Annotated in this window: 19 protein-coding genes; 12 read left to right on the top strand and 7 right to left on the bottom strand. The window is 59.3% G+C overall.

Annotated features, from left to right (window positions below; translation table 11 throughout):
• Positions 1–346 precede the first annotated feature (346 nt).
• The gene (locus HUU46_24155; protein NUM56734.1) at positions 347–1,288 is read right to left on the bottom strand and encodes a glycosyltransferase; all 942 of its coding nucleotides are present in this window, start codon (positions 1,286–1,288) and stop codon (positions 347–349) included.
• Between the two features lie 202 nt (positions 1,289–1,490).
• On the opposite strand from HUU46_24155, the gene HUU46_24150 reads away from it, so the two are divergent.
• The 5 genes from HUU46_24150 (at position 1,491) to HUU46_24130 (ending at position 5,066) form a co-directional block, all read left to right on the top strand.
• Positions 1,491–2,084 carry a metal-dependent transcriptional regulator gene (locus tag HUU46_24150; protein ID NUM56733.1) on the top strand — a complete coding sequence of 198 codons (594 nt, stop codon included), beginning with the start codon at positions 1,491–1,493 and terminating at the stop codon, positions 2,082–2,084.
• A gap of 75 nt (positions 2,085–2,159) precedes the next feature.
• Positions 2,160–2,456, top strand: a complete 297-nt coding sequence (locus HUU46_24145) for a ferrous iron transport protein A (protein ID NUM56732.1) — start codon at positions 2,160–2,162, stop codon at positions 2,454–2,456.
• A complete protein-coding gene (locus HUU46_24140; protein ID NUM56731.1) occupies positions 2,440–2,688 on the top strand; it encodes a ferrous iron transport protein A in 249 nt (82 codons plus the stop codon). Before HUU46_24145 ends, HUU46_24140 begins: the two co-directional genes overlap by 17 nt.
• A 9-nt stretch (positions 2,689–2,697) precedes the next feature.
• On the top strand, positions 2,698–4,887 hold the full coding sequence (feoB, locus tag HUU46_24135; GenBank protein NUM56730.1) for a ferrous iron transport protein B: 2,190 nt from the start codon (positions 2,698–2,700) through the stop codon (positions 4,885–4,887).
• A complete protein-coding gene (locus HUU46_24130) occupies positions 4,884–5,066 on the top strand; it encodes a FeoB-associated Cys-rich membrane protein (GenBank protein NUM56729.1) in 183 nt (60 codons plus the stop codon). The genes feoB and HUU46_24130 overlap by 4 nt, the downstream gene beginning before the upstream one ends.
• Positions 5,067–5,083: 17 nt before the next feature.
• Here HUU46_24130 and HUU46_24125 read toward each other — a convergent pair whose 3' ends face one another.
• A complete protein-coding gene (locus tag HUU46_24125) occupies positions 5,084–5,605 on the bottom strand; it encodes a GNAT family N-acetyltransferase (protein ID NUM56728.1) in 522 nt (173 codons plus the stop codon).
• Positions 5,602–7,401: a metallophosphoesterase family protein gene (locus HUU46_24120; GenBank protein ID NUM56727.1), complete on the bottom strand. Its 1,800-nt coding sequence runs from the start codon at positions 7,399–7,401 to the stop codon at positions 5,602–5,604. Before HUU46_24120 ends, HUU46_24125 begins: the two co-directional genes overlap by 4 nt.
• Before the next feature lie 211 nt (positions 7,402–7,612).
• Between HUU46_24120 and HUU46_24115 the strand changes: the two genes are divergently transcribed.
• Positions 7,613–10,399 carry a hypothetical protein gene (locus HUU46_24115; protein NUM56726.1) on the top strand — a complete coding sequence of 929 codons (2,787 nt, stop codon included), beginning with the start codon at positions 7,613–7,615 and terminating at the stop codon, positions 10,397–10,399.
• Positions 10,400–10,800: 401 nt separating this feature from the next.
• Here HUU46_24115 and HUU46_24110 read toward each other — a convergent pair whose 3' ends face one another.
• Positions 10,801–12,027, bottom strand: coding sequence for a hypothetical protein (locus HUU46_24110; protein NUM56725.1), 1,227 nt, complete (start codon positions 12,025–12,027; stop codon positions 10,801–10,803).
• A gap of 218 nt (positions 12,028–12,245) precedes the next feature.
• Between HUU46_24110 and HUU46_24105 the strand changes: the two genes are divergently transcribed.
• The 3 genes from HUU46_24105 to HUU46_24095 all read left to right on the top strand — a co-directional run bounded on the left by HUU46_24105 (position 12,246) and on the right by HUU46_24095 (position 15,921).
• Positions 12,246–12,851 carry a hypothetical protein gene (locus HUU46_24105; GenBank protein ID NUM56724.1) on the top strand — a complete coding sequence of 202 codons (606 nt, stop codon included), beginning with the start codon at positions 12,246–12,248 and terminating at the stop codon, positions 12,849–12,851.
• Positions 12,852–12,949: 98 nt separating this feature from the next.
• Positions 12,950–13,804 carry a DUF1837 domain-containing protein gene (locus tag HUU46_24100; GenBank protein ID NUM56723.1) on the top strand — a complete coding sequence of 285 codons (855 nt, stop codon included), beginning with the start codon at positions 12,950–12,952 and terminating at the stop codon, positions 13,802–13,804.
• Positions 13,801–15,921: a DEAD/DEAH box helicase gene (locus HUU46_24095; GenBank protein NUM56722.1), complete on the top strand. Its 2,121-nt coding sequence runs from the start codon at positions 13,801–13,803 to the stop codon at positions 15,919–15,921. The genes HUU46_24100 and HUU46_24095 overlap by 4 nt, the downstream gene beginning before the upstream one ends.
• A gap of 246 nt (positions 15,922–16,167) precedes the next feature.
• On the opposite strand, the gene HUU46_24090 is transcribed toward HUU46_24095, so the two are convergent.
• Complete coding sequence (locus HUU46_24090) at positions 16,168–16,713, bottom strand: dihydrofolate reductase family protein (protein ID NUM56721.1); 546 nt, start codon at positions 16,711–16,713, stop codon at positions 16,168–16,170.
• A 101-nt stretch (positions 16,714–16,814) separates the two neighbouring features.
• Between HUU46_24090 and HUU46_24085 the strand changes: the two genes are divergently transcribed.
• Positions 16,815–17,096: a type II toxin-antitoxin system RelE/ParE family toxin gene (locus HUU46_24085; GenBank protein NUM56720.1), complete on the top strand. Its 282-nt coding sequence runs from the start codon at positions 16,815–16,817 to the stop codon at positions 17,094–17,096.
• Between the two features lie 12 nt (positions 17,097–17,108).
• The gene (locus HUU46_24080; GenBank protein NUM56719.1) at positions 17,109–17,411 is read left to right on the top strand and encodes a HigA family addiction module antidote protein; all 303 of its coding nucleotides are present in this window, start codon (positions 17,109–17,111) and stop codon (positions 17,409–17,411) included.
• A 711-nt stretch (positions 17,412–18,122) separates the two neighbouring features.
• On the opposite strand, the gene HUU46_24075 is transcribed toward HUU46_24080, so the two are convergent.
• A complete protein-coding gene (locus HUU46_24075; GenBank protein ID NUM56718.1) occupies positions 18,123–20,246 on the bottom strand; it encodes a hypothetical protein in 2,124 nt (707 codons plus the stop codon).
• A gap of 110 nt (positions 20,247–20,356) precedes the next feature.
• Complete coding sequence (locus HUU46_24070; GenBank protein NUM56717.1) at positions 20,357–21,931, bottom strand: HTTM domain-containing protein; 1,575 nt, start codon at positions 21,929–21,931, stop codon at positions 20,357–20,359.
• Positions 21,932–22,211: 280 nt separating this feature from the next.
• Between HUU46_24070 and HUU46_24065 the strand changes: the two genes are divergently transcribed.
• A complete protein-coding gene (locus tag HUU46_24065; GenBank protein ID NUM56716.1) occupies positions 22,212–25,517 on the top strand; it encodes a thioester reductase domain-containing protein in 3,306 nt (1,101 codons plus the stop codon).
• Positions 25,518–25,749: the final 232 nt, after the last annotated feature.

The raw sequence follows: 25,749 nt of genomic DNA, 5'->3' as shown, positions 1-25,749 counted from the left end.
CGTCTGCTGGGTCACCAAAACCTCCGTCCCTCGACTGAATCCAAGCATTATGTTTATCGGCAGTTTCCATAAATGCTTCACTCGGCTAAAGAATTACTCTAATACTTTGTCGAAACCCGTGTCTCGGAAATCGTCGATCGTTGCGCGATCTCCAATTTCCAGCGTGTCTTTTTGGTCCCCTTGTCCCATCGGTCCCCTTGGTCCTATCGGCCCCTAGGTCCCCTTGGTCCCATCGGCCCCTTGGTCCCATAGGTCCCATAGGTCCCATAGGTCCTATTGATCCTTTTGGTCCCCTTCGCGCCCGCTCGCGCAAGACGGTGCGCATCCGCCAACAACCGTTGCCATGCTACAGCGTAACTCCGGCTTCGTATCGCGGTGGTCTTCCGCGTTTCGCGTCGCGGTACCCTTGAATCACCGCGGTCCGTGCCATGCGCCGGCACACCCAATCGAACGGCCCCGCGTGGACCGCGATCGAATGGCACACCCGCTGGTACACCGGCGCCAGCATAAGCTCCGACGCCGACCACGGCCGCCCACTGGGACCCAAGTAACGGTTTGCCAGCACGTCGGAGTGCGTCTTGCCCAGGACGTGCCACAGTGTAAAGCCCTCCGAGTAGCGCCGCTCCACCTCTCGTTCTATGTTTACCTGTTGCCACGAATATGCGACGGCCTGTTCGTTGAAGTACCCCTGCATCTCCGTGCGTTCGAGACGCCATGCCAGTTCAACGTCCTCAAGTCCCGGTACCGCCAGTGACTCGTCAAATCCACCAGCCTCGACAAGCTGAGCGCGCGGCGCGGAAAGGTTCCAGCAGCGCCAATCGAGAAAGCGCAACGGTTGATTGTGCGCAAACGGCTCCACGTCGGGCGGCGCAAAATGCCGCAACCGCGCGTGGCGCGCCGCCTGAGGGTGTGGCTCGATGTTTCCCACGACCACGCAGTCCCCGCCGTGTTGGTCCTGCGCCCGTATGTGGGTTTCGACAAGCTTGGGACTGGCCAGCAGTTCCGCGTCGAGAAACACCACCCAACGCCCGCGACTCTCCCGAAGGATGCAATTGCGAGCCGCAGGCATCGTCGAAACGTCGGCGCTGACCGTGCGCAATTTAACCGGCGATCCTTCCGCATGGTGTTCCAGAATTGCCGGCGTGTCGTCAGAACTGCTCCGATCCGCCACAACGACCTCGAAACGTCCGGCAGGGTACGTTTGCTGTTCTAGATGGGCAAGCACCTTGGGCAAAAAGGCCCCCGCGTTCCTGACCACCAACCCAACCGATACGTCGACGGCTTCCATAACGGTGAATCCCAGCCCCTCGGGCGAATGCCCGTCGATGAAACCCACAACTATTGTAGGCGCCGTTAGTTACGCAGGTCAAGCCAAACCCGTTGCGTACCGCCGGCTGACCATTGGACATCATTGAAACCAATTGACAGCGGCCAAATCATTGCGTATAATCCAAGTGACATGTGTTTAGTATGCTGATCAGGAAGGCCCAATGAGCATTCAACACAACGATTCAACCCGCTGGCGCGACTTCGAGAAGAACGATATCACACACTCGGCCGCCCATTATCTCATGGCCGTGGACGCGCTCCGTGACGAATTCGGATACGCCCGCGTCACCGATGTCGCCGAGATGTTGGAAGTATCGCGCGGCGCGGCCTCGATGTCCATCTCGCAGCTCAAAAAGCGCGGATGGATCACCGAAGACCCGCATCGATTCCTCCTCCTTACAGATGACGGCAAACAAATGGCGCGCCTCGTCGAACAAAACTTCCGTATCCTAACCAAGTTCTTCGAGGAAGTTCTCGGCATGTCGAGCGAAGTGGCCATGTCGGACGCCTGCAAGATGGAACATCTGATGAGCCTCGAGACCGGACGGCGTCTGGTGTGGCTCATGCGCTATATCCTTAGCGACGAATCGCGCGCCGCCAAAATCCACAGCGTTATGGCAAGTTTCCGCCCGGGTTGCGAATCCGTCGAGAGTTGCCCGCTGTGCGAAGGCGGCGAATGCCTTACGCCGCCGGGGGAGGTGTGCGAGTATCACACCGGGAGCAACAAGAGCAAGAAATCCAGGCTCGATCACTAGACCGGGCGCGTGAATAACAGTGCCGCGCGGCAGCCGGGGGGCGCCGCCGCGGCAAGGAACGATTGGGGGATAACGATGGCTGTGGATGTAGATGTAATGGATGTGGCCCTCACAGATTGCACGGACGGCGACGAAGTATTCGTCGTAGCGCTCGATGACGATTCGCCGTTGAGCGCGCGCCTGCGCGTGCTCGGCGTGATGGCGGGCGTGCCCATTCGTGTGGCGCGCGCCGGGTCGCCGCTGATTATTGAAGTCGGCGATTCCAGGCTGTGCCTGCGCGCCAATGAGGCGGAAAGTGTCCGCGTATGCCCGATGGAATTGTCGTGGTCCGCAGCGTATGCATCCCCCGCGGAGGATGCCAGCCTTGCATAGCAATGGAACGAACCGGACGCTCGATCAACTGAAACCGGGTGACGTCGGTGTTGTCGAGCGATTGCACGGTGACGGCGCCGTCCACCAGCGGCTGCTCGAAATGGGCGTGATCGAAGGCGCCGGCGTTGAAGTGGTCCGGATGGCCCCCTTGGGCGATCCCATGGAAATCATCATTCACGGATACCACCTCTCCTTGCGGAAAACCGAAGCCGCCCTCGTTTGCCTCGCGTAGGGCCGGGCCGTGGCTAAGACGATAGCGGTTATCGGCAACCCCAATGTCGGCAAAACCACCCTCTTCAATGCGCTGACCGGCCTCGCCCACTCGACCGGCAACTACCCCGGTGTCACTGTCGAACGAAAAGCCGGCGCCATGCGCCACAACGGTTCGACCGTCGAAGTGATCGACCTCCCCGGCACCTACAGCCTCGCCGCGCGGTCGCCCGATGAATCGATTGTTGTGGACGTCCTCCTCGGCCAGCAGGCCGGCGAGCGGCCCGTCGATGCAATCCTTGCCGTCGTCGACGCCACCAACCTCGAACGCAATCTGTATCTCGTATCACAGTTGCGGGAAATCGGAAAGCCATTCGTCGTCGCACTGAATATGAGCGATCTGGCCGATAAGCGCCAGATTGAAATCGACACGGACACGCTCGCAGAAGAACTCGGCGCGCCCGTCGTTCGCATTTGCGCGCACAAGAAAATCGGCATCGACGATCTACGCGCGGCGCTCGTGCGCGTGACCGATCACGGTCCGGCAAACGGCGCCGCGGGTCCGGAGTACCCCGAGGCATTGACCAAGGAACTCGCCGCACTTGAAGCGGAATTAAACGCCCGCAAAGGCGAAATCGGGCGCGAAGTCCCCCATGTCGAAGCGTTCCGCCTCCTGATCGATCGAAACGGCTACATCGAGAAAAGGCTCGCGCGCGCGCACGCCGGCATCTCCGAGATCGTCGACCGCCACCGCGGCCGCGTCGCGCAAAACGGCTCGCTCGCCGCGATCGAAGCCCGCAGCCGGTACAACTGGGTGAGACGCGTAGTTGCCGCCGGTGTGCGCAAGCCGGCAACGCGGCTCATAACCGGTTCAGACAAGATTGACGCGGTCCTCACGCACAAAGTCTACGGCACGCTCGTCTTTGCGGCCGTGATGCTGCTCATGTTTCAAGCCATATTCGCGTGGGCCGGTCCCGTCATGGATTTGGTGGACGCCGCAATCGGAAGCGCCGGCGCGTGGATCGGCGAAATGCTTCCCGGAGGCATGCTGCAGAGTCTCGTCGTCGACGGGGTCGTCGGCGGTGTCGGCAGTGTACTGGTGTTCCTGCCGCAGATCGTAATTCTAATGTTCTTTATCGCGCTCCTCGAGGCCTGCGGTTACATGGCGCGCGCCGCGTTTCTCATGGACAAACTCCTCAGCCGTTGCGGACTCTCCGGCCAGTCCTTCATTCCAATGCTCTCGTCGTTTGCGTGCGCGATTCCCGGCATCATGGCGACACGCACGATTGGCAACCGCCGTGACCGCGTCACTACGATACTCGTCGCGCCCCTCATGAGCTGCTCCGCGCGCCTGCCGGTGTATACGCTCATGATCACCACGTTCATCCCCGATACAAAAGTGTACGGCGTGCTGAACCTGCAGGGCGTCGTCCTGTTCGCGATGTATTGCACGGGAATCCTCGTCGCCGTTCCCGTCGCGTGGACGCTCAAGCGCACATTGCTCAAGGGCGACACTCCGCCGTTTCTGCTCGAACTGCCAACCTACAAATGGCCGCAGTGGGGCACCGTCGCGCGCAAGGTCTACGAACAAGGCAAGGAATTCATCATCCGCGCGGGCACCATTATCTTCGCCGTGGCCGTCATCGTGTGGGCGCTCGCGTACTTTCCACACTCCGAATCGATCGCGGGACAGTTCGCGGAACAGCGCGCCCAAGTGGAGCAGTCCGGCCAAACGGGCGCGGACCTCGACGCCGCGCTCACGGATTTGAACAACGCGGAAAGCGCAGCACACTTGCGCAATAGCTACTTCGGGCGCATGGGCGTCGCCATCGAACCGCTGGTGCGGCCCCTGGGATGGGACTGGCGCATCGGCATGGCCGCAATCGCGTCGTTCCCCGCGCGGGAGGTGGTCATCGCCACGCTCGGCACCATCTTCGCCCTCGGCGGTGACGTGGACGAAGCGTCCGAATCGCTCAAGGAAACGTTGCGTGGCGCCCAACGCGCGGACGGCGCGTTGCTCTTCGACATTCCGGTCGCCCTGTCCATCATGGTGTTCTTCGCGTTGTGCTGCCAGTGCGGCGCGACGCTCGCGATCATCCGCCGGGAAACAAAGTCTGTCGCGTGGCCGGCCTTTACCTTCGCCTACATGACCACGCTCGCGTACATCGGCGCCTTCACGATCTACCACGCCGCAACGTGGCTCGGATGGGGCGGCGCATGACGTGGCAAGGCCTAGTCGTCGCGGCAGTTATTGGCGCGTGCGCCGCCTACCTCGCGCGCCGCTGGTATCGCACGCTCACCGGCAAATCGACCGGCTGCGGTTGCGGCGAATGCCCGGCCGCGCGATCGACGACTGATCTCGCGCTCAATCCAGAATCCAAAATCCAGAATCCAAAATAGTTGTCCGCCCTCCCCGCTTACAGCACCTTCTCGTACAACACGATGTCCCATCCCCGCCCGATTTCGTCATAGACGTACATGTCGCCGCACCGCCGGTAGCCCAGGTGATCGTAGAACGCAAGCAGCGGCGCGTTTCGCGTCAAGGCATCGAAACGGACGGCGTGAAATCCGCGCTCGCGCGTCAACCGTTCGACCTCGTCCATGCACCATCGCCCGAGTCCTCGCCCCTGCAACATTGGCGAAACGGCAAGTTTGTTCAAGTAGATCGCCCGGTGTGCATGGTTTGCCCAGTTCGAGGGCGGGTACGGCTCCGGCGCATCGGGTCCGATCGTGAACGTAGCGGCCAACTCGTTGCCGTCGCGCACGGCATACACTTCCTTCGTGCGCGCATAGTCCCGAAAGACTTCTATCGGCGTCGGCGGTTTCCAGTGATCGAGACCGAGCCGGCGCCACATGTCCTCGCCGCACGCCTCGATCAGCGCATAGAGATCGTCAACCTCGCCGGGTCCGCGCCGTTGGACTGTGTACGCCGCGTTCACTTCTCGATAATAAGTTCGTCGCGCTTGGCGCCGTCGATGTCGTACGCGCGATAGACCAGACGGTCGCCGTCGATGTAAATATCGAGCACCTGATACGTCGCGACGTTGGTCATGCCAAACTCGATGTAATCGAGATCCCCCTGATCGTAGAACTTCGTGCCCGACACGCTGATCACGTACACGGTGCCTTCCGCCGGCGACCCGACGCGTTGCTCGCCCTTCATCGGATACGTACGCAGGTACGCGTGGTCGTGCCCCTGAAGCGCCATGTCCACGTGATACTTGTCGAAGATCGCGCCCCACAGCTTGCGCACGCCGGGGTTGTCGCGTCTCACGGAAGACGAGTAGGCAGGGTGATGGTAAACCACAAACTTCCACACCGCCTTTGAATTCGCCAGTTGCTGGTCGAGCCATTCCGTCTGGGTCTCCGGCAACTGGTTCGAGTCGAGCACGACGAACAGCGCGTTGCTGTACTCGAACGAATACGCGCGTTCCGGGCCAATCGCCGCCGGCCCGTTCGTGGGCAATGCGAACTGTTCGAGATACAAACTCGGATCGTTGTTCTGATATTCGTGATTGCCAAGGCACGGCACCAACTGGCGGCGATCGAATACGCCCTTGGCGTTCTGGAAGAACGTGTCCCAATCGTCCCGCTCCGCGCCGCGGTTCACGAGGTCGCCCGCCATAATGTAAAACGCCGCGTCGGGCCGTTCGCGGTACGCGTGGTGAATCAGCGAGCCCCAGCGGTCGAGTCCGTTCTGCGCGTCGCCCATGTACACGAACGAAAACGGCACGGTGGCGTCCGGAGCCGTCGTGAACTCGTTCAACTCGGTCCAGCCGTCCTCCGACCCGTCGCCGACCGAGTAGAGGTAGGTAGTGCCCGGTTCGAGGTTCGTCAACACCGCCGTGTGTCGATGGATCGACGTGTCGTTCAGCAGCGTCGCGTTGGCGAGCGGCTTCGTTTCCGCGTCCACCATGTTCGCTTTCTTCGAGTTCACTCGGTTGTGGTCCGCCTTCCGGATGTATTGCACCTTGCCGTGCTTCACCGCGGTGCTGGTCCGCCATTGAATCGCCTGAGTCGTCTTCGGATCGCCGCTCCATGTCAGCACCACGTGATCGGGCCGCGCGCTCGCCGGATACGGCGTGACGCGGAAGATGTTGACGATCTGGGCTTCCTTGCGGCGGCTGTTGTCGCCGCGCAACAGGAACGCGCCCTCGAACTCCGCCGGCACTTCGGCCGCGAGTTTGTCGTCGCGATCGACATAAACCTGGGCGCCGTTCGTCAACACGCCGACGGTATGACGCCCCGGATAGATATTCGTCAGCTCGATCGCCGCGCCCGCTTCCTTCGGCTTCAACACGACGAAGTAGTGGTCCCCGCCGCCGCTCAGACTACTTACGCCAAGCCCCACGCGGCCCGCCGCGAAGGACTTCCTCCACGCGTCAAATTCTTCGTCGTCAACTTTCAGGCGCAGCCCCGTCTGCTCGAATCCTTCCGACGCCAGCCAATACGGGTCCTTACCCAACCGCGCATCGCGCACCACGTACACGTCCACCGGCACGTTCACGTCGAAGGACAGGTGCTCGGTCGCGAGGACGTGTTTCTCGTCGTCCGTGAGGACCGCCGCCGCCGTCTCCACCGTCAACGCGCGCAACGCCTCGATCGACATCGTGTCTTTCATGCGCTCGACGACGCCCGCCACCGTGTCGTGAACGGACGGGTGATCGCCCACGTGCGCGAATGCGCCACAGACCCATACCAAGAGTAATAAGAGACGAGCAATAGTCGATTTCATCGGTACAATTCCTACTTCGTTGCGGCCCAAACGCCCCACTTTAACCCAATTTCACGCCGGGGATCATCTTGACGCCGCCGGGTTAGCGCGTCGTTAGTGACGCGAAATTCGTTGGATGGAAATGCTGGGTTCCAATGCCGCTCGCATTGCGAATTGCGCGGCTCCGCATCCGTTTGCCAAAATATCTCCTTTCAACTCCGGGGAGGTTTCCATGTCCAAAGGCCGTAAGACGATCCATGTTGTGTCCAACTCGCACTGGGACCGCGAGTGGGGCTATCCCTTCGAGGAAACGCGCCTCCTCCTGTTGGATTTCATGGACAACCTCCTCGAACTGCTCGATACCGACACAGAATTCCACTCCTTCACGATGGATTCCCAGACGCTCTGCGTCGAAGACTACCTCGAATTGCGCCCCGAAAAACGCGCGGCCGTCGAGAAGCACGTGAAGTCCGGCCGGTTCATCGTTGGGCCGTGGTACTCGCTCCCGGAAGAGTACCTCGTCAACGCCGAATCGCTCGTCCGCAACCTCCTCGTCGGCCATCGCGTCGCCGAAAGCTACGGCAAGGTCGCCAAGGTCGGCTACACCCCCTTCGGCTACGGCCAGACCTCGCAGATGCCGCAAATCTATCAGGGCTTCGATATCGACACGATCATTTTCTACCGCGGCATCAACGTGCCCAAGAGCGAATTCATTCTCGAAGGGCCGGACGGCTCGCGCCTCCTCGGTATGCGCTTCGGCTGCATGAGCCGCTTCAGCTACTACATCTACGTCTACCGCTTCCTGCGCTACGGCTCCGACGACGTCTGGGCGCGCTACGACTGGGACCGCGGCGCCGCGCCCTTCCGCCTCGCGCGCGTGGACAAACCGCGCGATCACTACTACGTCCTCGACAAACACATCAAACAGTGGAACGAGAAACCCATCCGCGATCAGTTGCTGAAACTGGTGAAGGACGAATCCGAACACTTCACCACCTCGCACATCTGCTGCATGCAGGGCTTCGACACCAGCGATCCCGATCCCGAAGAAACTCGGATCATGAAGCTCTGCCAGAAGCTGCTGCCGGAGCATGACATCAGGTTCTCCGATCTTAAGACCTACATGGACGCGATGCGCAAGGAGGTCAAGAACCCAACCGTGCTCACCGGCGAAAGCCGCGACCCGGGATCCACCGGCAAGTGGACGCACCTCATGGGCGACGTCATCAGCGCGCGCACGCGCCTCAAACGCGCGAACCACAAGGCGGAAGTTGCGCTGCAACGTCTCGCCGAACCCTGGAGCGCCATCGGCAAGATGGCCGGCGGCCGCTACGAAAAGACCGCCCTCGACAAGTGCTGGAAAATGCTTTTGCAGAACCATCCGCACGACACCATCACCGGCGCGGGCATCGATCAAATGGAAAAGGACTCGCTGTTCCGGTTCGACCAAATCTGCATCGTCAGCGAAGGGCTTGCCCGCCGCGGCATGGGTGCGGTGCAAATCGCGATCGACAACTCGGACCTGTCGCCCAGGGACACCGTCCTCACCGTCTTCAATCCCTGCCCCTTCCCGCGCGGCGGCGTCGTGTCGTGCTACATCGACATGCCCGCCAACATGGGCTACGAAGCCTTCAGCATCCGCACGCCGGACGGCAAAAAAGTCTCGCGCATCCAGCGCAAGGAACAGTTCGAGTGGGGCGCGCTCGTCCGCAACCTGCAGGACATCTCGATCGAACTGAACACGCAGCGCGTGCTCTGCCACGTCGAAGTCGAAGACATCCCCGCCTTCGGCTACAAAACCTTCCACATCGTGCGCGAGGAAAAGTGGCAATATGAGCCGGGTTCGTTGGCGACAGAAACGAACGTCATCGAGAACGAGTTCCTCCGCGTCAAGTTCAACAGCGACGGCACGCTCGATATCACCCACAAACAAACGAAACAAACCTACAGCGGCCTGCACTACCTCGAAGACACCGGCGAGACCGGCCACTCGTGGATTCACATGGAGCCACACGGCAACGAGACGATCACCTCGCACGGGTCGCCCTGCGTCATTGCGCTCGAAGAAGCCGGCCCGCTGCTCGCCCGCGTCCGCGTCGAGTACCACATGGAAATTCCCATCGGCATCGACGACGAACTCACCGCGCAGTTCCGCGGCGACGCCGACGATCACACCAGCCGCACGAAAGAGCGCCGCAAACTCGTCGTCACCAGCCGCTTCACCCTGCGCGCGGGCCAGCGACGCCTCGACGTCACCACCTCGCTCGACAACCAGTGCAAGAACCACCGCCTCCGCGTCATGTTCCCGACCGGACTCAAGGCGAAGGTCTCGGATTCGGAAGCGAACTACGACGTCATCGAGCGCGACATCACCGTCAAGAAAGGCAACGCGTACTACGGCCGCCCGAACCCGCAATACCCCATGTACCGCTGGGTCGATCTCACCGACGGCAAAAAAGGTTTCGCCATCCTCAACACCGGCATCCGCGAATACGAAGCCCTCGACAACGCCGAACGCACGCTCGGCATCACCCTCTTCCGCGCCTACACCTATCGCAACTGCCCCATCTTCGGCCGCTGGGAAGTCCACCCTGAAATGGACCTTGCCCAATGCATCGGCCCCCACGAATGGACCTACTCCATCTACCCCCATAAAGGCGACTGGACCAACGGCGTCTTCACCGAAGCGGAAGAACTCAACCTTCCGCTCGACCCCGCGCAATGCGGCCCCCACAAGGGCACGCTGGCAAAATCCCTCAGCTTCCTCACCCTTGCCGGCGGCAATGTCCAACTCACTGCGTTCAAACAACACGAAGACCGCAACGGCTCCTACACTGTCCGCGTCTTCAACCCGGAAGCAAAACCGGTCACCGCGAAACTGACCTTCGCGAAACCCATCAAAAAAGCCTGGCTCTGCAACCTCAACGAAGAACGCCGCAAAGAACTCAAACCCGCGGGCAAAAGCCTATCGGTCGCCCTAACGAAGAAAAAAATCGCAACCATCGAAGTCACCTTTTGATATTTCGATTTGCATTTGTAGCGCCCGGCCTGGAAGTTGGACGGCCCTTTTGTAGGCAGGGACAGGCACCGTGTTTCGCTCCGCAAAGCCTGCGCGAAAGACGGTGCCAGTCCCAGAGATGGCCCGGCTTCCATGCCGGGCGCTCTTAGCTCTTAGGTTCACTCGTTACCGAATTTCCATTCGGTAATGCGTTCTTGAAAAGCTCCGCTTAGCACTGCGCGCACCCCGGTAGCGGCGACGGGACAAGCCGAAGGGAAGCAGAGCTTCTCAAGAGTGCGTTCCCAAATCGAAATTTGGGAACGAGTACGGTATCCATGTCTCAGGTTGGACATTCGTTGGTAATGTGCTCTTGAAGAGATCTGCTTTGTTCTTCCGCCACACAGCGGATTCACTCGACAACCTTATCCGCCTCGACCGCCGAAAGAATTGTCGTCGATCGGTGATCGAAAACCGCGCGAACGCGCATCGCGCCCCAACACCGGGGGCGGACGCAACGCTCTCCGGCGCCTCGCCAACTCTTCGCGGCTCAACGGCTCATCGTTCGTTACCGCCGCAATCCCACCTTCGTCCGATTTCGCGGTCTTCTCGGCCGGTATCGCGAGACCGCCATCCGTCTCGCGCGCAGCGCGCGCCACGCATTCGCCGTCTACTTCTTCTTGAATCGCTGCCTCGCTATTCGCTCTACCGCCATTCGCTGCCTCGCCGGCTCTTGTCTCGCTTCCTAATTCCCTAACTTCCTTGCTGCTGTTCTCCGTGTTCTTCGTGGTTTGATTCGTGTTTGGTCTTTGTTTGTCGGTTGCATCCATGCCCACGATCGAATTCTGAATCGCCTCTCTTGCGCGCAGCATCAACGGTCTCAAGCGCGAGCCGATCCCCATCTCCTGCGGGGCCGGATTCAGCTTCTTCGTATCGATCACCGCGCGCAACGCCCGATACTCCCGCGCGATCCGGATAAACGCGTCCAACGCGGCCGCCGGTTTCGCGCTCCGCATTTTGTAGTTCGGCGAGTCCACTTCGACGGTGGCGGTCAGCGTCATTTCGGACAACACCGCGGCGGCGCGCGTCTGCATGATGGTCAACAGGACGAGTTGGTGCAGGAGGAAGGGTTCGGGGCATTCGGACGGGGCGGGCAAGTCCCACACGGAACGGCGCGCCCAGGTGGCGTCGCCGGTTTCGTCATCGCACTCGCCGTCGTTGTCGTCGGGCCGGTCCGCGGCCGGTTCGACGTCTTCCTTGAAATAGTGTTTGACGAGCGCGGCGTATTCGTCGCGTTCGTAGGCGCAGATGGGACGCTGTTTCTCGGGCAAGGCAAGGACGTCGTCGCCCGAGAACGGGCACGATTTCCACAAGGGGCAGTGCGGCCCACAGCGTTGGAGGCGGCGGGCGTAGAGCCCGTGGATGCGGGCGTTCTGGTTGTCGCTGGGCGGTCCGACGCTGGGGACGCCGCCGTGGTAGCGGCAGCGTCCGGAGGGGTGGCCGGATTCGAGGGTGCAGGGGGTCGCGCCCGGGGTCATCGCGCCGCAGATGCGACGGCGCAGCGACCGTTCTTCGGTATCCACGCGGGCGAGCCATTCGGCTGACCATGAGGGCGCCGCGGGGGTGCCGAGGGTGGTGGTGGGTTGTGGCATGGTGAGTTGTGTCTCCTACACCTATGCCCAAGGTGTTGCATTCTCCTTTGCTCTCCGAGCTACGGAGGACGAGCCTCGACTTAACCACGGAGACACGGAGAACACGGAGAATCTAGGCGCGGCGTGCGAAACGACCCGTGTTTGGGTGACGGATTTTGAGAATTGGGTGAAAGCTGGTGGGTTGAGGGGGGAACAAAGCAGAGCTTTTCAAGAATGCAATAGAAATTTGGGAACGAGTAGAATCGCTCAGCTTCGTCACCCTCACTGGCGGCAACATCCAACTCACCGCCTTCAAACAACACGAAGACCGCAACGGATCCTACACCGTCCGCGTCTTCAATCCCGAATCCAAACCCACCACCGCCAAACTAACCTTTGCCAAACCCATCAGGAAAGCCTGGCTCCGCAAGCTCAATGAAGAACGCCGCAAAAAGTTGAAGCCCACTAGCAAATCTTTGTCCATTCCCCTAACGAGGAAAAAGATCGCGGCCATCGGACTTATGATCTGTTCGCACCACAATGGTATTTGTAGCGCCCGGCCTCCGTGCCGGGCGTTCTTTCTTTATGAACCAAAGACAACCGCGGTTTCACACCGATACGCCTTCGCACGAGTCGTCCGTGGTGCGCCGGAGAATCGGTTGGTTTTGCCTGACTTCCCAGCCAAGTCTAAATCGTCCCCATTTAAGAGGCGTGGCACGAGGCGCCGATGGGAAGTTCTCTCCAACCGCCCTGTCGATTCCGACACATGCAAATGCATTCGAACCGCAGATGCGCCAGTCGGTTTCTCGGAAGTCCTATCCGTGGAAACGCAAATCTTCCCTTAAGGTAACACATGTAGTAGAATATCGCGCAGACAAAAGCAATTATGACTGGGCGGAAGCTTGTATTCTTGCATCACGAGATTCCTAACTCCTGACACAAAATGTTAACGCATCCAAAACCAGACGCGTTCTTGACCGTTCGTGCTCATAATATTGACGTACAACCGTCCCTATCCGGGTTGTGCGCCGGGTACGAACGCGGTTCGTGGCGTACAGAAGGATTAGCGGATCACCTGATGGACTGGCTCCCCGAATTTGCGCTCAGCGCGACAGAATGCGAAGACCTTCGTCATCAGAACGCAACAAAGTTGATCCGCCGCGCAGCAAAACGAGTATATGAATCGGAAAAATTTCGAAACCGAGGCGAGTTTGGGGAACTGCTACTGCACATAGCCATTCGGCAAGTTTTCGATTCGCTACCCGCTGTATCCAAAATCTACTACAAATCGGCTCGCAACGAGACGGTCAAAGGCTTTGACGCAGTGCATGTTGTTGGACCACCCGACGATCTAGAGCTTTGGCTGGGGGAGGCAAAATTCTACGACGACATTGGCCAAGCTATACATGACGTCGTTGCGGAACTGCAGGCCCACACGGACACGGATTACCTACGCGACGAATTTGCTCTGATAGTGAACAAGATCGACCCGAAGTGGCCGCATGCGGAAAGGTTGCGAAAGCTACTCGAGCCGGAGACGTCCCTCGACCAAGTCTTCCAGCGCGCATGCATTCCAGTGCTCCTGACATACGATAGCCCGTGCGTTGCGAAGCATACCACATGCGACTCGACATATGTAAGGGCGTTTGAAAGTGAGATACTTACGCACCACAAGAATTTCTCAAATCGAAAACTACCCAGAGAAATCCGAATTCATCTCTTCCTCATGCCTTTAAAAGAAAAAGTGCATGTGTTGCAGGTCTTGGATCAAAAACTTAAGGCATGGCAGAAGATATGAACATCAATGAAATCCGTGACGCTTTAAGATCAGTTGACGGCGTAAGTAAACAACCGTTCGCTATTCTACAGAGCATTGCCCGCGTAGTTTCGAATCCTATCCTCGAATCCGCAGCCAACGAGCTGGTGTTGCGTGCACTAGAGCACAGAAAGTACTTTGGCGATCTAGAGTCGCTTCTTGATGCGCTTGCTAGATCGGTCGGCTTGTTTCCCTACGTAGATTCGGAAGCATTGTCTTTTAGAGATAGTATCGCTTATGAGTACCACCGACCTCTGAACATGGCGGATGACTTCGTCTTTCACCGCGAGCAAGCGGAGGTATATCGTCGCCTTCTTGATGGTGATAATGTTATCTTGAGCGCGCCAACTAGCTTTGGGAAAAGCCGGATAATCGATGCACTGATTGCGACGGAGAAGTTTGGCAACATCGCGATAATTGTCCCAACATTGGCATTGATTGATGAAACAAGACGGCGACTCTCACAATTCTCGCGTCGCTTTAAGATTGTTACGCATCTTTCCCAAAAGCCGGACAAGAAGAATATTTTCATTTTCACTGCTGAACGAGCCGTTGCGTATGATACATTTCCCGCGATCGAATTCTTTGTAATTGACGAGTTCTATAAATTAAGCGGAATGTCCGATGAGGAAACGCGAACAGTGGCACTTAATCAAGCCTTTTACCGGCTCAAAAAATTGGGCGGTCAGTTCTATTTGCTTGGTCCCAATATTCAGAGGATTCCTGACGGCATTGAAAAGGCTTATCGTTGCTACTTCTACCCGACGAGGTTTGCCACCGTTGTGTCTGAGCAAATCCCAGTTAGAGGCAAGGGAACGGATCTCGATCGCCTTGTACAATTGTGCAAGCATCTTCACGAACCTACATTGATATTCTGCCGCTCCCCAGCAAGGGTTAATGAGGTCGCTCACGCGCTAATCGGAGGTCGAGTTGGTATCAATTCAGATAGACTCAAACCTGCTTCGCAATGGACGTCTCGAAACTATCACCCTGACTGGGTGTTTGGTCGGGCGCTAGTGCGCGGCATTGGCATGCATCATGGCAAGCTTCCACGAGCATTAGCGCAATATGTCGTGCGTAAATTTAACGAATTGGAGCTTCCGTTTCTCGTATGCACATCAACCCTAATTGAGGGGGTGAACACAAAAGCAAAGAATGTCGTCATATTTGACAATAAGATTGCACGAGAACAACTAGATTTTTTTACGTTTAATAATATCAAGGGTCGCTCCGGGCGCATGTTTGAGCATTTCGTCGGTCACGTTTACCTCTTTCATGAGCCGCCGGAGGAAGAACTTCCATTCGTCGACATTCCAGTATTTACTCAAGATATCGATACCCCGAATAGTCTATTGATGCAGATTGACATTGATGATTTAGCTCCATCATCGAGAGAACGCATGAGAAAGTATGAGGTGCAAGAGATTCTACCCCTGTCCGTCATGCGTGCGAACACATCTATCGATCCTGACGCTCAAATTAGACTCGCAAGAGCGCTCCTCATCGAGCCAGAGAAATGGTCTTCGGTTCTTGATTGGAATCATGTTCCGACGAAGGAACAGTTACGAATTGCTTGTGACCTGATCTGGTCATACCTAGTGCAAGCTGCTCGGAGCAAGGGAGGCGTCTACAGCGCCAGGCAATTGGCATTCAAGATATGGCAGATGCGTCTTGTTCCAAATCCCGCTGAGCGCGTGCGCAAAGAACTTGTGCCAGGACGATTCTCCGCAAAGTCGCCAGATGAGGCGGTGGAAAGGGTTTTAGAGTTCGAACGGACATGGGCTAGCTTCGAGCTACCACGGTACATCATGGCCTTATCACGAATTCAGCAAGCTGTGCTGGAGCCGTTGGGCTTACGCTTTGGCGACTTCTCCTACTTCGCGTCTCAAGTCGAATGTCACTTCAAGAACCCCGTGGCTGCTGCATTAGATGAGTACGGTATTCCCCTTCAGCTTGGCGAAAAGCTGACGCAGATGATTGGTGAAACGGAAAACCTGGACACGGCACTAGCCAGGATTCGTAAGATAAGGATCAACGCACTCAAGTTAGAAGAGTTTGAATACGAACTCTTGTCGGACGCACTCGAATTTCTGCCCTAGCGTTGATTGTAAAGAAATTCGTCAAGCATCTTCCCCTCGGTCCGCGGCGCTAACCGCGATCGCTTACCCTCCGCATTATATTGGTGGAGTCGGCGGAGGTGTCGCGAGGCCGCCGCGTGTGCGGTGCGAGGACCTTGTTCGAGGCCTCGTGCTCGTTGGAGCCGTATCATTAGAATGCACGTGCCGGTTTCTGCGGCGATCGAACTTAGCGGGTCAAAAGGGGGCTTGGGCTAACGAGCCCGACGCCTACCATTTCGGCTCATACCGCAGCGCCACTGCCCCCGAGGCGAACTCGAGCCGGCTCACGAGCTTCAAGTCGACATACTTCGAGAGCCCCGCGAACGGCGTTGGCCCATGGCCTGTCAGTCTGGGATGCACGATGAACTCGTACTCGTCGATCAATCCCAGCTCGGCCAAGGCCAGCGGGAGTGTCACGCCGCCCGTTGCCAGTCCCTTGCCTGGCTCCTGCTTGAGCTTTTGAACGGCGTTCCCGAGATCGCCGCGCAAGAGTTCCGCGTTCCAATCGACTCGTTCGAGCGTGCTCGACACGACGTACTTCTTGGCGGCGTCGATCGTTCGCGCGAAGGGGTGCATCCAGTCGGGCAGCACTTCCCAGGCCGGCGTCCGAAACGCTGTCTCCATCATTTCGTAGATCACGCGGCCAAAGATGAGGGCATCGGCCCGGTTAAGGTTTTCGACGGCGTGACGATGCAACTCCTCGTCCGGGATGCCCACACGATGATCGCAACACCCGTCCAAGGTGACATTGATGGAATACCGAAGGGGTCGCATCACGTAAGAGTACCGCCGATGGTGTCGCGCGGCAAACCATGCGCCGACCGCCCGGCCATAATGATTGACGTTTAACGCGCGACGTTATATACTGTCGTCAAATGATACGCACCTTCAAGTGCAAGGACACGGAAAAAATCTTCCGGCGCGACGGTTCGCGTAAATTTCCGCCGGCAATTCAACAAGCGGCATTTCGGAAGCTCCGGATGTTGCACCGGTCCGTATCGGTAAACGATCTGCGGATACCGCCTGCGAACCATTTGGAAAAACTTAGCGGAAACCGCGAAGGGCAATACAGCATACGCATCAACGATCAATGGCGAATCTGTTTCGAGTGGCGCGACGGCCACGCTTACTACGTCGAGATCGTGGATTACCACTAGGAGACAGCCCACATGCCACGCAAACTAAAGCCGGTACACCCTGGCGAGGTCCTTCTCGAAGAATTCCTCAAGCCGATGGCGCTCAGCCAGAACCGCCTCGCGCTCGAGATCGGCGTGCCCGCGCGCCGCATCAACGAAATCGTCCTGGGCGCCCGCCGCATCACCGCCGACACCGCGCTCCGCCTTGCGCGCTACTTCGGGAATTCGGCCCAATTCTGGCTCGGCCTGCAAATGGACTACGACCTCGACACCGCAGAGGATATTCTTGGCGACCGCATCCACCGCGAGGTCCGCGTCCGCGCCGCCCGCACCTAAGTGCTCGTGCCATAGTCAGCTTACGTTAATCTCGGTAGTTCAGCCCGTCAACCATTTCCCCTCGTTCCAGATCGCATTTTGTGCTCTCTGCGTTCTTTCGCGGCAATTTTCGCGTGCCTTTTCTCCGTGAACTCCGTGTCTCCGTGGTTGAGTCGAAGTTCGTCCTCCGTATCTCGCCAAGCGCAGGAGGATGCTACTCCGTGGGCTACGGTAGTGAATCATGCTGATGGCATCTTGTTCTTGGAGGGCAAATGCCGCGAAAAGCGGGGACAGACCCGCTTTTCAAACTGCCGAAAAGCGAGTCAGTCCCCATTTTTCGCTCAACGCCGGTTTTCTAATCCGCATTAATTTTCGAAAAGCGGGGACAGACCCGCTTTTCAAACTGCCGAAAAGCGAGTCAGTCCCCGTTTTTCGCTCGACGCCGGTTTTCTAAGCGGCATTAATTTTCGAACAGCGGGAACAGACACGCTTTTCAAACTGCCGAAAAGCGAGTCAGTCCCCGTTTTTCGCTCGCCCCCGGTTTTCTGAGCGGCATCAATTTTCGAAAAGCGGGGACAGACACGCTTTTCAAACTGCCGAAAAGCGAGTCAGTCCCCGTTTTTCGCTCGACCCCGGTTCTCTGAGCGGCATTAATTATGACTCACTACATTACGGAGCTGGGAGCAACGCGCGACACAACCAGACAGGCGCGTCCAGTATCCTCGCCGAGCATCACACGGTGATCAGCGCAACGTCCCACGGCCCAAGCGTTGGCAACGGGAAACGCGCGTACGGGCCTTCGCGGCCGGCGGCGGCGACGTACGTGCGCGTGCAGGTGTTGTCGTAAAAGTTGATTGCTTCGCGATCGGTGCGAATGAGGATATGGAGTTCGGTTGCGGGATCGAGGTACGCATTGAGCAGGGCAATGGCGAAACGCCCCGGCGCAGTCTCGCGCGCCCACACGTTGACGCGGTGAAACGAAGCGACGTAGACGGGTAGCGTGTCCTTTGAGAGCCAGCGCATGACGGACTTGAGTTGGGACGACTTGCTGAGGTTTTGGAGTTGTTCCCACGGGTAATACCCCGCGACGCAAACGCGCCCGCCGAGTTTGTTTTCAGATACGCCCATGCAACACGGTGCGGTTTCCGTGTAGGTGTAGTCGACGCAACGCGAGATCGACTGCGCCCCGGGTTGCGTCGGCTGAAGGACGTGCGCGGGACTCTTGTAGAACGACTGCCGGCAATTGCGGCGGCGTCCCACGAAGTGCTCGTTCAGCGGATGATCGGTGAGCTCTTCGATGCAGTCGATGGACAGCGTGTTCTCGACGGCGAAGCCGGTGAGTTCGCCGTAGCCGAGTTCGTTGAGACGCGTGAGCGCCGGACCGTCGAGATAGACGCCCTTCGCCAGCGCGGACTGCAAATCCGCGTCGGTGAGCGCGAGCACGGTGTCTCCAGCAAACGCGGTGACCGGTGCTTGCGCGGAGGAATACGCGGCGGGCAAACCGCTCGCCCAAATTTCGAAGCAGTGGCCCGGCGCGGGCGGTCCCGTGAGCCACGGCCCGTCGGGGTTGGACGCGGCATACGTGTCCTTGTTCCAGCCGCTGTGAATACCGCTGAGCGGCTGTCGGCCAAGATGCGCCACGAGGAGATCGAAAAATGGGCGCGCGTCTTTCAGTCCTGCGACCAGCGGGGCGAATTCGTCGAGCGGTTCGTCGTACTGCGGCATGACGTTGAACGCCGCGCCGGTGCAGCCCGCAGCGATGTACGCCGCGGCTTCCATCTGCGTCGCGTGAACGCTCTTCTTCAACCGCTGGTACGGAAAACTCTCGACCTCCGACTGAATACACGTGACGTAACCCGGCAGCACCGACACCTGGCGTCCCATCGCATGCGCTTTGTCGGGAAAGTCGTCGAGCTTGTCCTCGCGGTACGCGCCGCCGCCGGGCCGCCACCGCACCGGCGCATGCGCGGACCCGGCGAGAATGTCGGCCCAGGTATCGAATGCGTAGCCTTCGTAGAAGCGATCGCCGGTCATGAACCCGAGCGAAAGGCCCGGGGCGATCTTGTGGACCGTGCCTTCGATGAGTGTGAAGAGTTCGCCGATCGTGGTGCGGTTGTGTTGCAGGAATGCGCGGCGGAGCGCGAGACGTTCCTCTCGCGTGCCGGCGCCCAGCGCCTCCCGGAGCGCGTCGCGCGTGAACGTGGTTCCGACCTGCTGCGAAAACAGCGCCACGCAGGTGTCGCAGAAACAGCACGCGCCGATGGGCATGTGCCCAAAAAGCCGCACGTCGTCGTCAATCCAGATATAGTCCGGCCCGCTCGACGCAAGGGCCTCATACACGCGCGTAATGTACTCCCGCAGGCGCGGGTCGTTCGGACAAAACGATCCGCGGCAGACGTTCCCGTTGGGATCGGTCATCGGTGTGTAATCGCTCGAAAGCGAGTTCGGCAGGTTCTCCTCGTGGTGCCCGATGGTGGAGAGGATGTTCACGCCGGAACCGTAGCCGCGCGCGCGGGCGGCATCCATCCGCGCTTGAAGCACCGGGACACGCTTCAGGATTACGTCCAACGGCAGCGGCGGATGTGTTTCGGAAGTGAACAGGGTCACTTCGTCCGTGACACCGCGGTTGGCGTCGAACAAATTCAACAGTTCGGTAAACCGCGCGTCGTTCGACCAAATCGGCTGGCCGATGCGGAAACAGACGGACGCCTTTCCCATCGGAGCATTCGCTTCCTGCGCGTCATGTGCCGCTTTCGACGTCGCATCCACGGCGGCCGCCATATGCGCGTAAAGTGCGGTGCTCGGCAGTCCTGCGATGCCGAGTTTCAGGACGCTTCTGCGCGAATACTGGGACATGGGAGATACTCCGTTGGCGATGTGTGGATCATCTTCGGGGATTGCCGCGGCAATAGCAAGACCTCGACGTACTCGAAGCCTCACCGCGAGATGAACGCCGCGTCGAATTGTTACGGATCGATGCCGTCGCCGGCTACGTCCTGTTGTTCGTTTTCGGCCGGTGGAGGCTTTGCGAAACAGTTGTGGCGCCAGAGGTGGACCTTGGTGGGAGCCTCGACGGTGGGGTAGTCGGTCGTTTCGCGCATGAAGTAGATGTCGAACGTGTTGATGCGTTCGTCGCCCGAGAGTTTCGCGTTCCATGCGCGCGTGAGGTATCGGCCGTAGTACAAGAGATGATCGCTGTACTTCTTCTCGCGCAGGTTCATCATGTACTTGCGCCAGCGTTGGGACGGAAAGTTGCGCGACACCAATTCCGGTTTCTCCCACACCGGCGGGTTGCCGGTCATGAGGTCGATCTTTTCTCCGTTGATGCGTTCGGCCTCGATGACAAACCAGCCGTCGTTGCGGGTGGGCCTCGGCGAAAACATCGACCAATCCTGGTGCAGTTTCAGCAGGTATCCCAGCGGCCGGTACTCGCGGGGCATGGCCAACGCGAACTGCGGCGTCAGTTCGGAGACGTTCCAGCAGAACACGTAGGCCAACAGCATGAGGCACGCGGCATTCGCTATGCGCCTCGGGTTGACCTCGATCGGAAACGCGCGTAGGTCGTTGTTCAATTCGGGCGCCGGTGCGCGTGGTGTCGCTGCATCGCCGGCGAATGGCGCGGCAAGCGTAACAAGTTTTGTCTTGAGGGCTGAGAGCAATCGTGCGCGGTCGAGCCTGTCCCAGACGTGCGTTGGTATGAATACGATCCAACCGGCAATCGAGATGACGGGGAAGAGACCGAGTTTCATGGTCAGCGCGAAACCCATGTGCATGATGACCATGAGGACCACCACGACGAGGCGAACGTGCCGAGTGAGTATCGGCGAGAAGACGAGGACAGGCCCGAGCAGTTCGAGGCCAATCGAGAAGTAGGTCAAGGCCGTGCACACGCCGTCGTACTGGCGCAGCCAAACGCCAAGCGGGGTCGCGAATAGGTCGAGGTGAAGCGCGTAGTAGACGGCCTTGCCGTTCCACCACATCGGATCGGTGCGGTGCAGAACGGTGAACCAATAGACCAGACAGACCTGGACCAGGATCGCGAAGGTCGCCGCGGAGCGCGCGGACTTCTCGCCCGGAGCGCGGTGTGCGCGCAGCGCGTCGACCGAGTACTTCGCGCCGAGGGGCAGGAATATGCTCCAGAAGAGCAGCATGCGCAGGAGCGTGTCGCCACTTTGAAGCACCAGTTGATTGCGGTTGTGCAGCGAGAGGATGAGCAGCCAACTTATCACGGTCATGAGCCGCGTGCGATAGCCGGCGAGAAGCAGCGCCGCCGCAACACCCGCGGCAAGAAACAACGCGGCCTGATGGACTGTTTCACCGCCCAGCAAGTGCAGGGAGAAGAACCAGCGGTTGGGCTGGTCCTCGATCCAGAACGCGCGCGGGTAGACCCCGCGGTCGGTGTAGTGTGCGGTCAGCGCCTGCGCGCGATTGATCAAATCGACGATGATAACCGCGGCCAGCGAAATCCGAAGCGCCGCAAGCGCGCGATAGTCGATCTCGATGACAGAGCGAATTCTGGCCTTAATTGCGGTGATCAGCACAAATGTAACCCGAGGTGAACGGATGAAGGACCATTCTTGCAGAAGGAGCGCAAAGGACCCAAACGACTTGACGGTCCCGGACCGGCGCGATTCCGGATCGTGGCGCCTTGTTTGACGCGCCGTGCCGACAAGGTTCACTATGCGTGGGTGTTCCGCATGGGCACGCTGGCGCCTACGGCGTTACACAACCGGCCGGACTGATCTTGGGCGGCCGCATCATGCAAGGCGTTGCGCAGGGAAGTGAACCGATTTCACGTCGAAACCGCCAGGACTCTATCTAATGGACAGTCTCTTGGATTGTTTGGAGCATTGGGCCGGCGAGAAGCCCGACGCGACGCTGTTCGACTTTCTCGACGTTAAGGGCAATTCGCGGGAGCACTATACTTTCCGCCAATTCTACGAGCGCGCCCTGGGACTCTCGATGCAGCTCACGCAGCGCGCGGAACTCGAGTACGGCGACAGGGTGTTGCTCGTTTATCCGCCCGGACTGGAATTGATGGTGGGCTTTTTTGCCTGCCTCGAGGCCGGAGCGATTCCCGTTCCGGTGTGCGCGCCGATGACCAAAGCGTCGAAAGCGGCGATTGGCAGAATCGAACACGTTGCGCAGGATTGCGGCGCGACAATCGCCCTCACCACTTCGGGTTACCTGCGCGGAATATGTGACGCGCCGGATTCGCCGGACGGCGGGGCGCGATCGAGCCGGTTCCTGCGGTCCGCGCGTTGGCTGGCGACGGATACGATCACCGAGCGTTGCTCGCACAACGGACGCCGAAAGTCCAGTCCCATTTTGTTCCTTCAATACACCTCGGGATCGACAGGAGACCCGAAGGGCGTTGTAGTCTCGCACGGCAACGTCATTCATAACGCCCGCGCCACCTGCCCGCACCCGCCGGTCGGCGTGTCGTGGCTGCCGCAATATCACGACATGGGGCTCATTGGTCATCAGTTGTACATGGTGGTGATGGGAGGGTCCAACCACGGTTTCGCGCCGTTCGACTTTTTGAAGCGGCCTGCGTTGTGGCTGCAGACGATTTCCCGCGTGCGCGGCACCGAGACGACCGCGCCGAACTTTGCCTATGGTTATTGCCTTCGCGAGGACAAGGTGCCGGACGAAGCCCTCCTCGGCGTGGATTTGAGTTCGCTCAAGATGATGGCCACCGCGGCGGAGCCGGTTGACGCCACGACCTATCTTCGCTTCTTCGAGCGATTCGAGAAGTACGGTCTAAGGCGGGAGTCATACGAGGCGGCGTACGGTTTGGCGGAAAACACGTTGACCGTTTCGCGCCGTGGTCGGCGAGTGCTCACTGTACAGAAGCAGCGCCTGCAACAGCGGCAGTTGTGCATCGAAAAGACGTCGGCGCGAAACAACAATCAGGTATCCGTCGTAAGCTGCGGAAAGCCATTGCAGGGAATGGATGTCCGCATCGTCGATCCGGAGTCGCACCACGCGCTCGGCGAAAACGCTATCGGCGAGATTTGGATTGACGGGGACAGCAAATGCAAGGGATATTGGCAGCGGCCCGAATTGTCGCAAGCCATTTTCCACGCGCGGATCGCGAACGAGTCCGGCAACCCGGGCAACTACATGCGCACCGGCGACCTCGGTTTCTTCCACGAAGGCGAACTGTACGTCTGCGGCCGGCTCAAGGACATCATCATCGTCCACGGCGTCAACTACTATCCGCAAGACATCGAGGCCATCGTCGCCGCGGAGTTCCCGAATATCGGCCCCACGGGGCCGGTGCAGACGGCGGCGTTTTCGGTGGACCATGACGGACAGGAGCGCCTCGTCGTGGCGGTAGAGGTCCGCCCGAATTCCGAACTTGTCGATCCCGCGACCGTCGCGAAGGCGATCCGGTCGCGCTACTTTATCGATCCCTATCAGGTCCTCTTTGTGCCGCCGCGTGCCATTTCCACTACCACATCGGGGAAAGTCGCTCGGGGCAAGACGCGCGAGCGGTGGATGAGCGGCGAGTTGGAGGTCTTGGCCTCGTACGTTCACGCAACGCCAACCGGCGGGAACGACTCCGGCTTGCGAGGGCTGTTCGATCGCGTACGCGAAATCTATCAATTGACCGGGGACGAAGACGTCACCTTTACGGATATCGGCGTGGACTCGCTTACGCTCGTGGAGCTGACTTTGGAGATCAAGGACCATTTCGAGCGGCGCGGCCTCGCCGAACTGGTCTCGGAGTTGGATGCGCGGTTCCTGCAGCGGCTGACCGTGGCTGAATTGTCGTTTCTTCTGGACGTGTACGACGAGGGATCGGAGGCGCCGGAAGCGGGGCTTCGCGATTGGCTTGCCGCGCGTCAGCAGTCCGACGACGCGCAAGAACTCGAGTCGATGCGGGCCGACGCGCAGTGGCAGCCGCCCGCGGAACCTGCGGATGAAGCCACGCCCACGCCGCAGTCCATTTTGATGACAGGCGCTACCGGGTTCTTCGGGCCCTTCCTGCTGAGTAGTCTGCTGCAACGGACGAGGTGCGCAATCGAGGTGATGGTCCGCGCCACGGATTCAGACCACGGCAGCGCGCGGCTGGTGGACGCGCTGCGGCGCACCGAAAGGTGGACGCCGGAGATTGAAGAGGAGTTTCATACCCGTGTCCGCGTGGTGTGCGGGGATCTTGGAACGCACCGCGTGGGCCTGAGCGACGCGGAGTGGGAGCGCGTGTGCGAGGAGAGCGACGCCATCGTGCACAATGCAGCACAGGTGAACTACGTTTTGAGTTACGAAGCGTTGCGGCCGTACAACATCGGCGGTACGCGCGAGCTGATGCGCCTCGCGGCCACGAAACGCAAGAAGCCGTTCCACCTGATATCGAGCACATTCATTCACGGCTGGTCCGCGCGGCCGGTTGCCGCGGAGCACGAGTTCAACGAAGCGTTGGAAGAACTGGATTTCGGCTACTCCCAGTCCAAGTGCATCCAGGAACATTTGGTGCTCAACGCGGCGCGCCAGGGCCAGCCGGTCCGCATCTACCGTCCGACCCTCATCACAGCGTCATCGCGCGGCATTGGAAGCAAGGACGATATCGGCGTGCGCCTGCTGGCGTTCATGATTAAGTACGGCATCTCGGTTGAGGCGCTCAACCAGGTCAGTTTCCTCCCCGCCGATCTCGTGTCCGACCACATCGCGCGGATATTCGCGCTGGAGCGCGCGACCTCGAACACGTTTCACGTCACGACGACGAAGTATTACAACATGATGGACGTGACGCGGAGCATTACCGAACAATTCGGCTATACCTTCACATACTATCCGATGGAGCGTTTCATCAAGGAAATGAACCGGCTGTGCAAACCGGACGATCTACTGTATCCGTTGTTGGTGTTCTTCAATCGTTCGCACCACAAGTTCAAGCCGATGGAACCCAAGCGCTACGACAATCGCCACTATCGAGCCGCATTGGCGGAGGCGAAGCCGGACGTCGTGGAACCGGATTACCGGAATACCGTGGCTTATATCGTCAAACACATGCAGCGGGAGGGTTTGATCCCGGCGCGTGACAAGCCGATATCGAATACGGGGCGGCTATCGACGTGGGCCGCGTCGCGGGAATCGCCCGGCGTCGTCGATGCGATCTGAAGGGCTGCACCGCAACTAGAGCAATTCAAGTTTGAGCACACCGTCTGTTTTGTGCTCCTGCTTGTGAGTCGTCACCCGTCCTCCGTAGCCCTGCTACTTCGGAGGGCAAAGGAGGGTCGTACTCGCACTCGATACTCGAAACGATCGAGTACGATGACGAGCACGCGCACGAGCACGTGGTGCAGCCGACCGTGAAACATTCTAGTATTTTCCGACGGACGGATACGGTGGT

The organism is Candidatus Hydrogenedentota bacterium, from assembly GCA_013359265.1.
Taxonomy (GTDB): domain Bacteria; phylum Hydrogenedentota; class Hydrogenedentia; order Hydrogenedentales; family SLHB01; genus JABWCD01.
Note: the sequence above shows the minus strand (reverse complement) of the source record. Positions and strands in the feature narration are given on the sequence as shown.

Bases quoted from the DNA above. Each gene is read 5' to 3' on its own strand.
- HUU46_24155 (NUM56734.1), bottom strand. From the start codon at position 1,288: ATGGAAGCCGTCGACGTATCGGTTGGGTTGGTGGTCAGGAACGCGGGG.
- HUU46_24150 (NUM56733.1), top strand. From the start codon at position 1,491: ATGAGCATTCAACACAACGATTCAACCCGCTGGCGCGACTTCGAGAAG.
- HUU46_24145 (NUM56732.1), top strand. From the start codon at position 2,160: ATGGCTGTGGATGTAGATGTAATGGATGTGGCCCTCACAGATTGCACG.
- HUU46_24140 (NUM56731.1), top strand. From the start codon at position 2,440: ATGCCAGCCTTGCATAGCAATGGAACGAACCGGACGCTCGATCAACTG.
- HUU46_24130 (NUM56729.1), top strand. From the start codon at position 4,884: ATGACGTGGCAAGGCCTAGTCGTCGCGGCAGTTATTGGCGCGTGCGCC.
- HUU46_24120 (NUM56727.1), bottom strand. From the start codon at position 7,401: ATGAAATCGACTATTGCTCGTCTCTTATTACTCTTGGTATGGGTCTGT.
- HUU46_24115 (NUM56726.1), top strand. From the start codon at position 7,613: ATGTCCAAAGGCCGTAAGACGATCCATGTTGTGTCCAACTCGCACTGG.
- HUU46_24110 (NUM56725.1), bottom strand. From the start codon at position 12,027: ATGCCACAACCCACCACCACCCTCGGCACCCCCGCGGCGCCCTCATGG.
- HUU46_24100 (NUM56723.1), top strand. From the start codon at position 12,950: ATGTTAACGCATCCAAAACCAGACGCGTTCTTGACCGTTCGTGCTCAT.
- HUU46_24095 (NUM56722.1), top strand. From the start codon at position 13,801: ATGAACATCAATGAAATCCGTGACGCTTTAAGATCAGTTGACGGCGTA.
- HUU46_24090 (NUM56721.1), bottom strand. From the start codon at position 16,713: ATGCGACCCCTTCGGTATTCCATCAATGTCACCTTGGACGGGTGTTGC.
- HUU46_24085 (NUM56720.1), top strand. From the start codon at position 16,815: ATGATACGCACCTTCAAGTGCAAGGACACGGAAAAAATCTTCCGGCGC.
- HUU46_24080 (NUM56719.1), top strand. From the start codon at position 17,109: ATGCCACGCAAACTAAAGCCGGTACACCCTGGCGAGGTCCTTCTCGAA.
- HUU46_24075 (NUM56718.1), bottom strand. From the start codon at position 20,246: ATGTCCCAGTATTCGCGCAGAAGCGTCCTGAAACTCGGCATCGCAGGA.
- HUU46_24065 (NUM56716.1), top strand. From the start codon at position 22,212: ATGGACAGTCTCTTGGATTGTTTGGAGCATTGGGCCGGCGAGAAGCCC.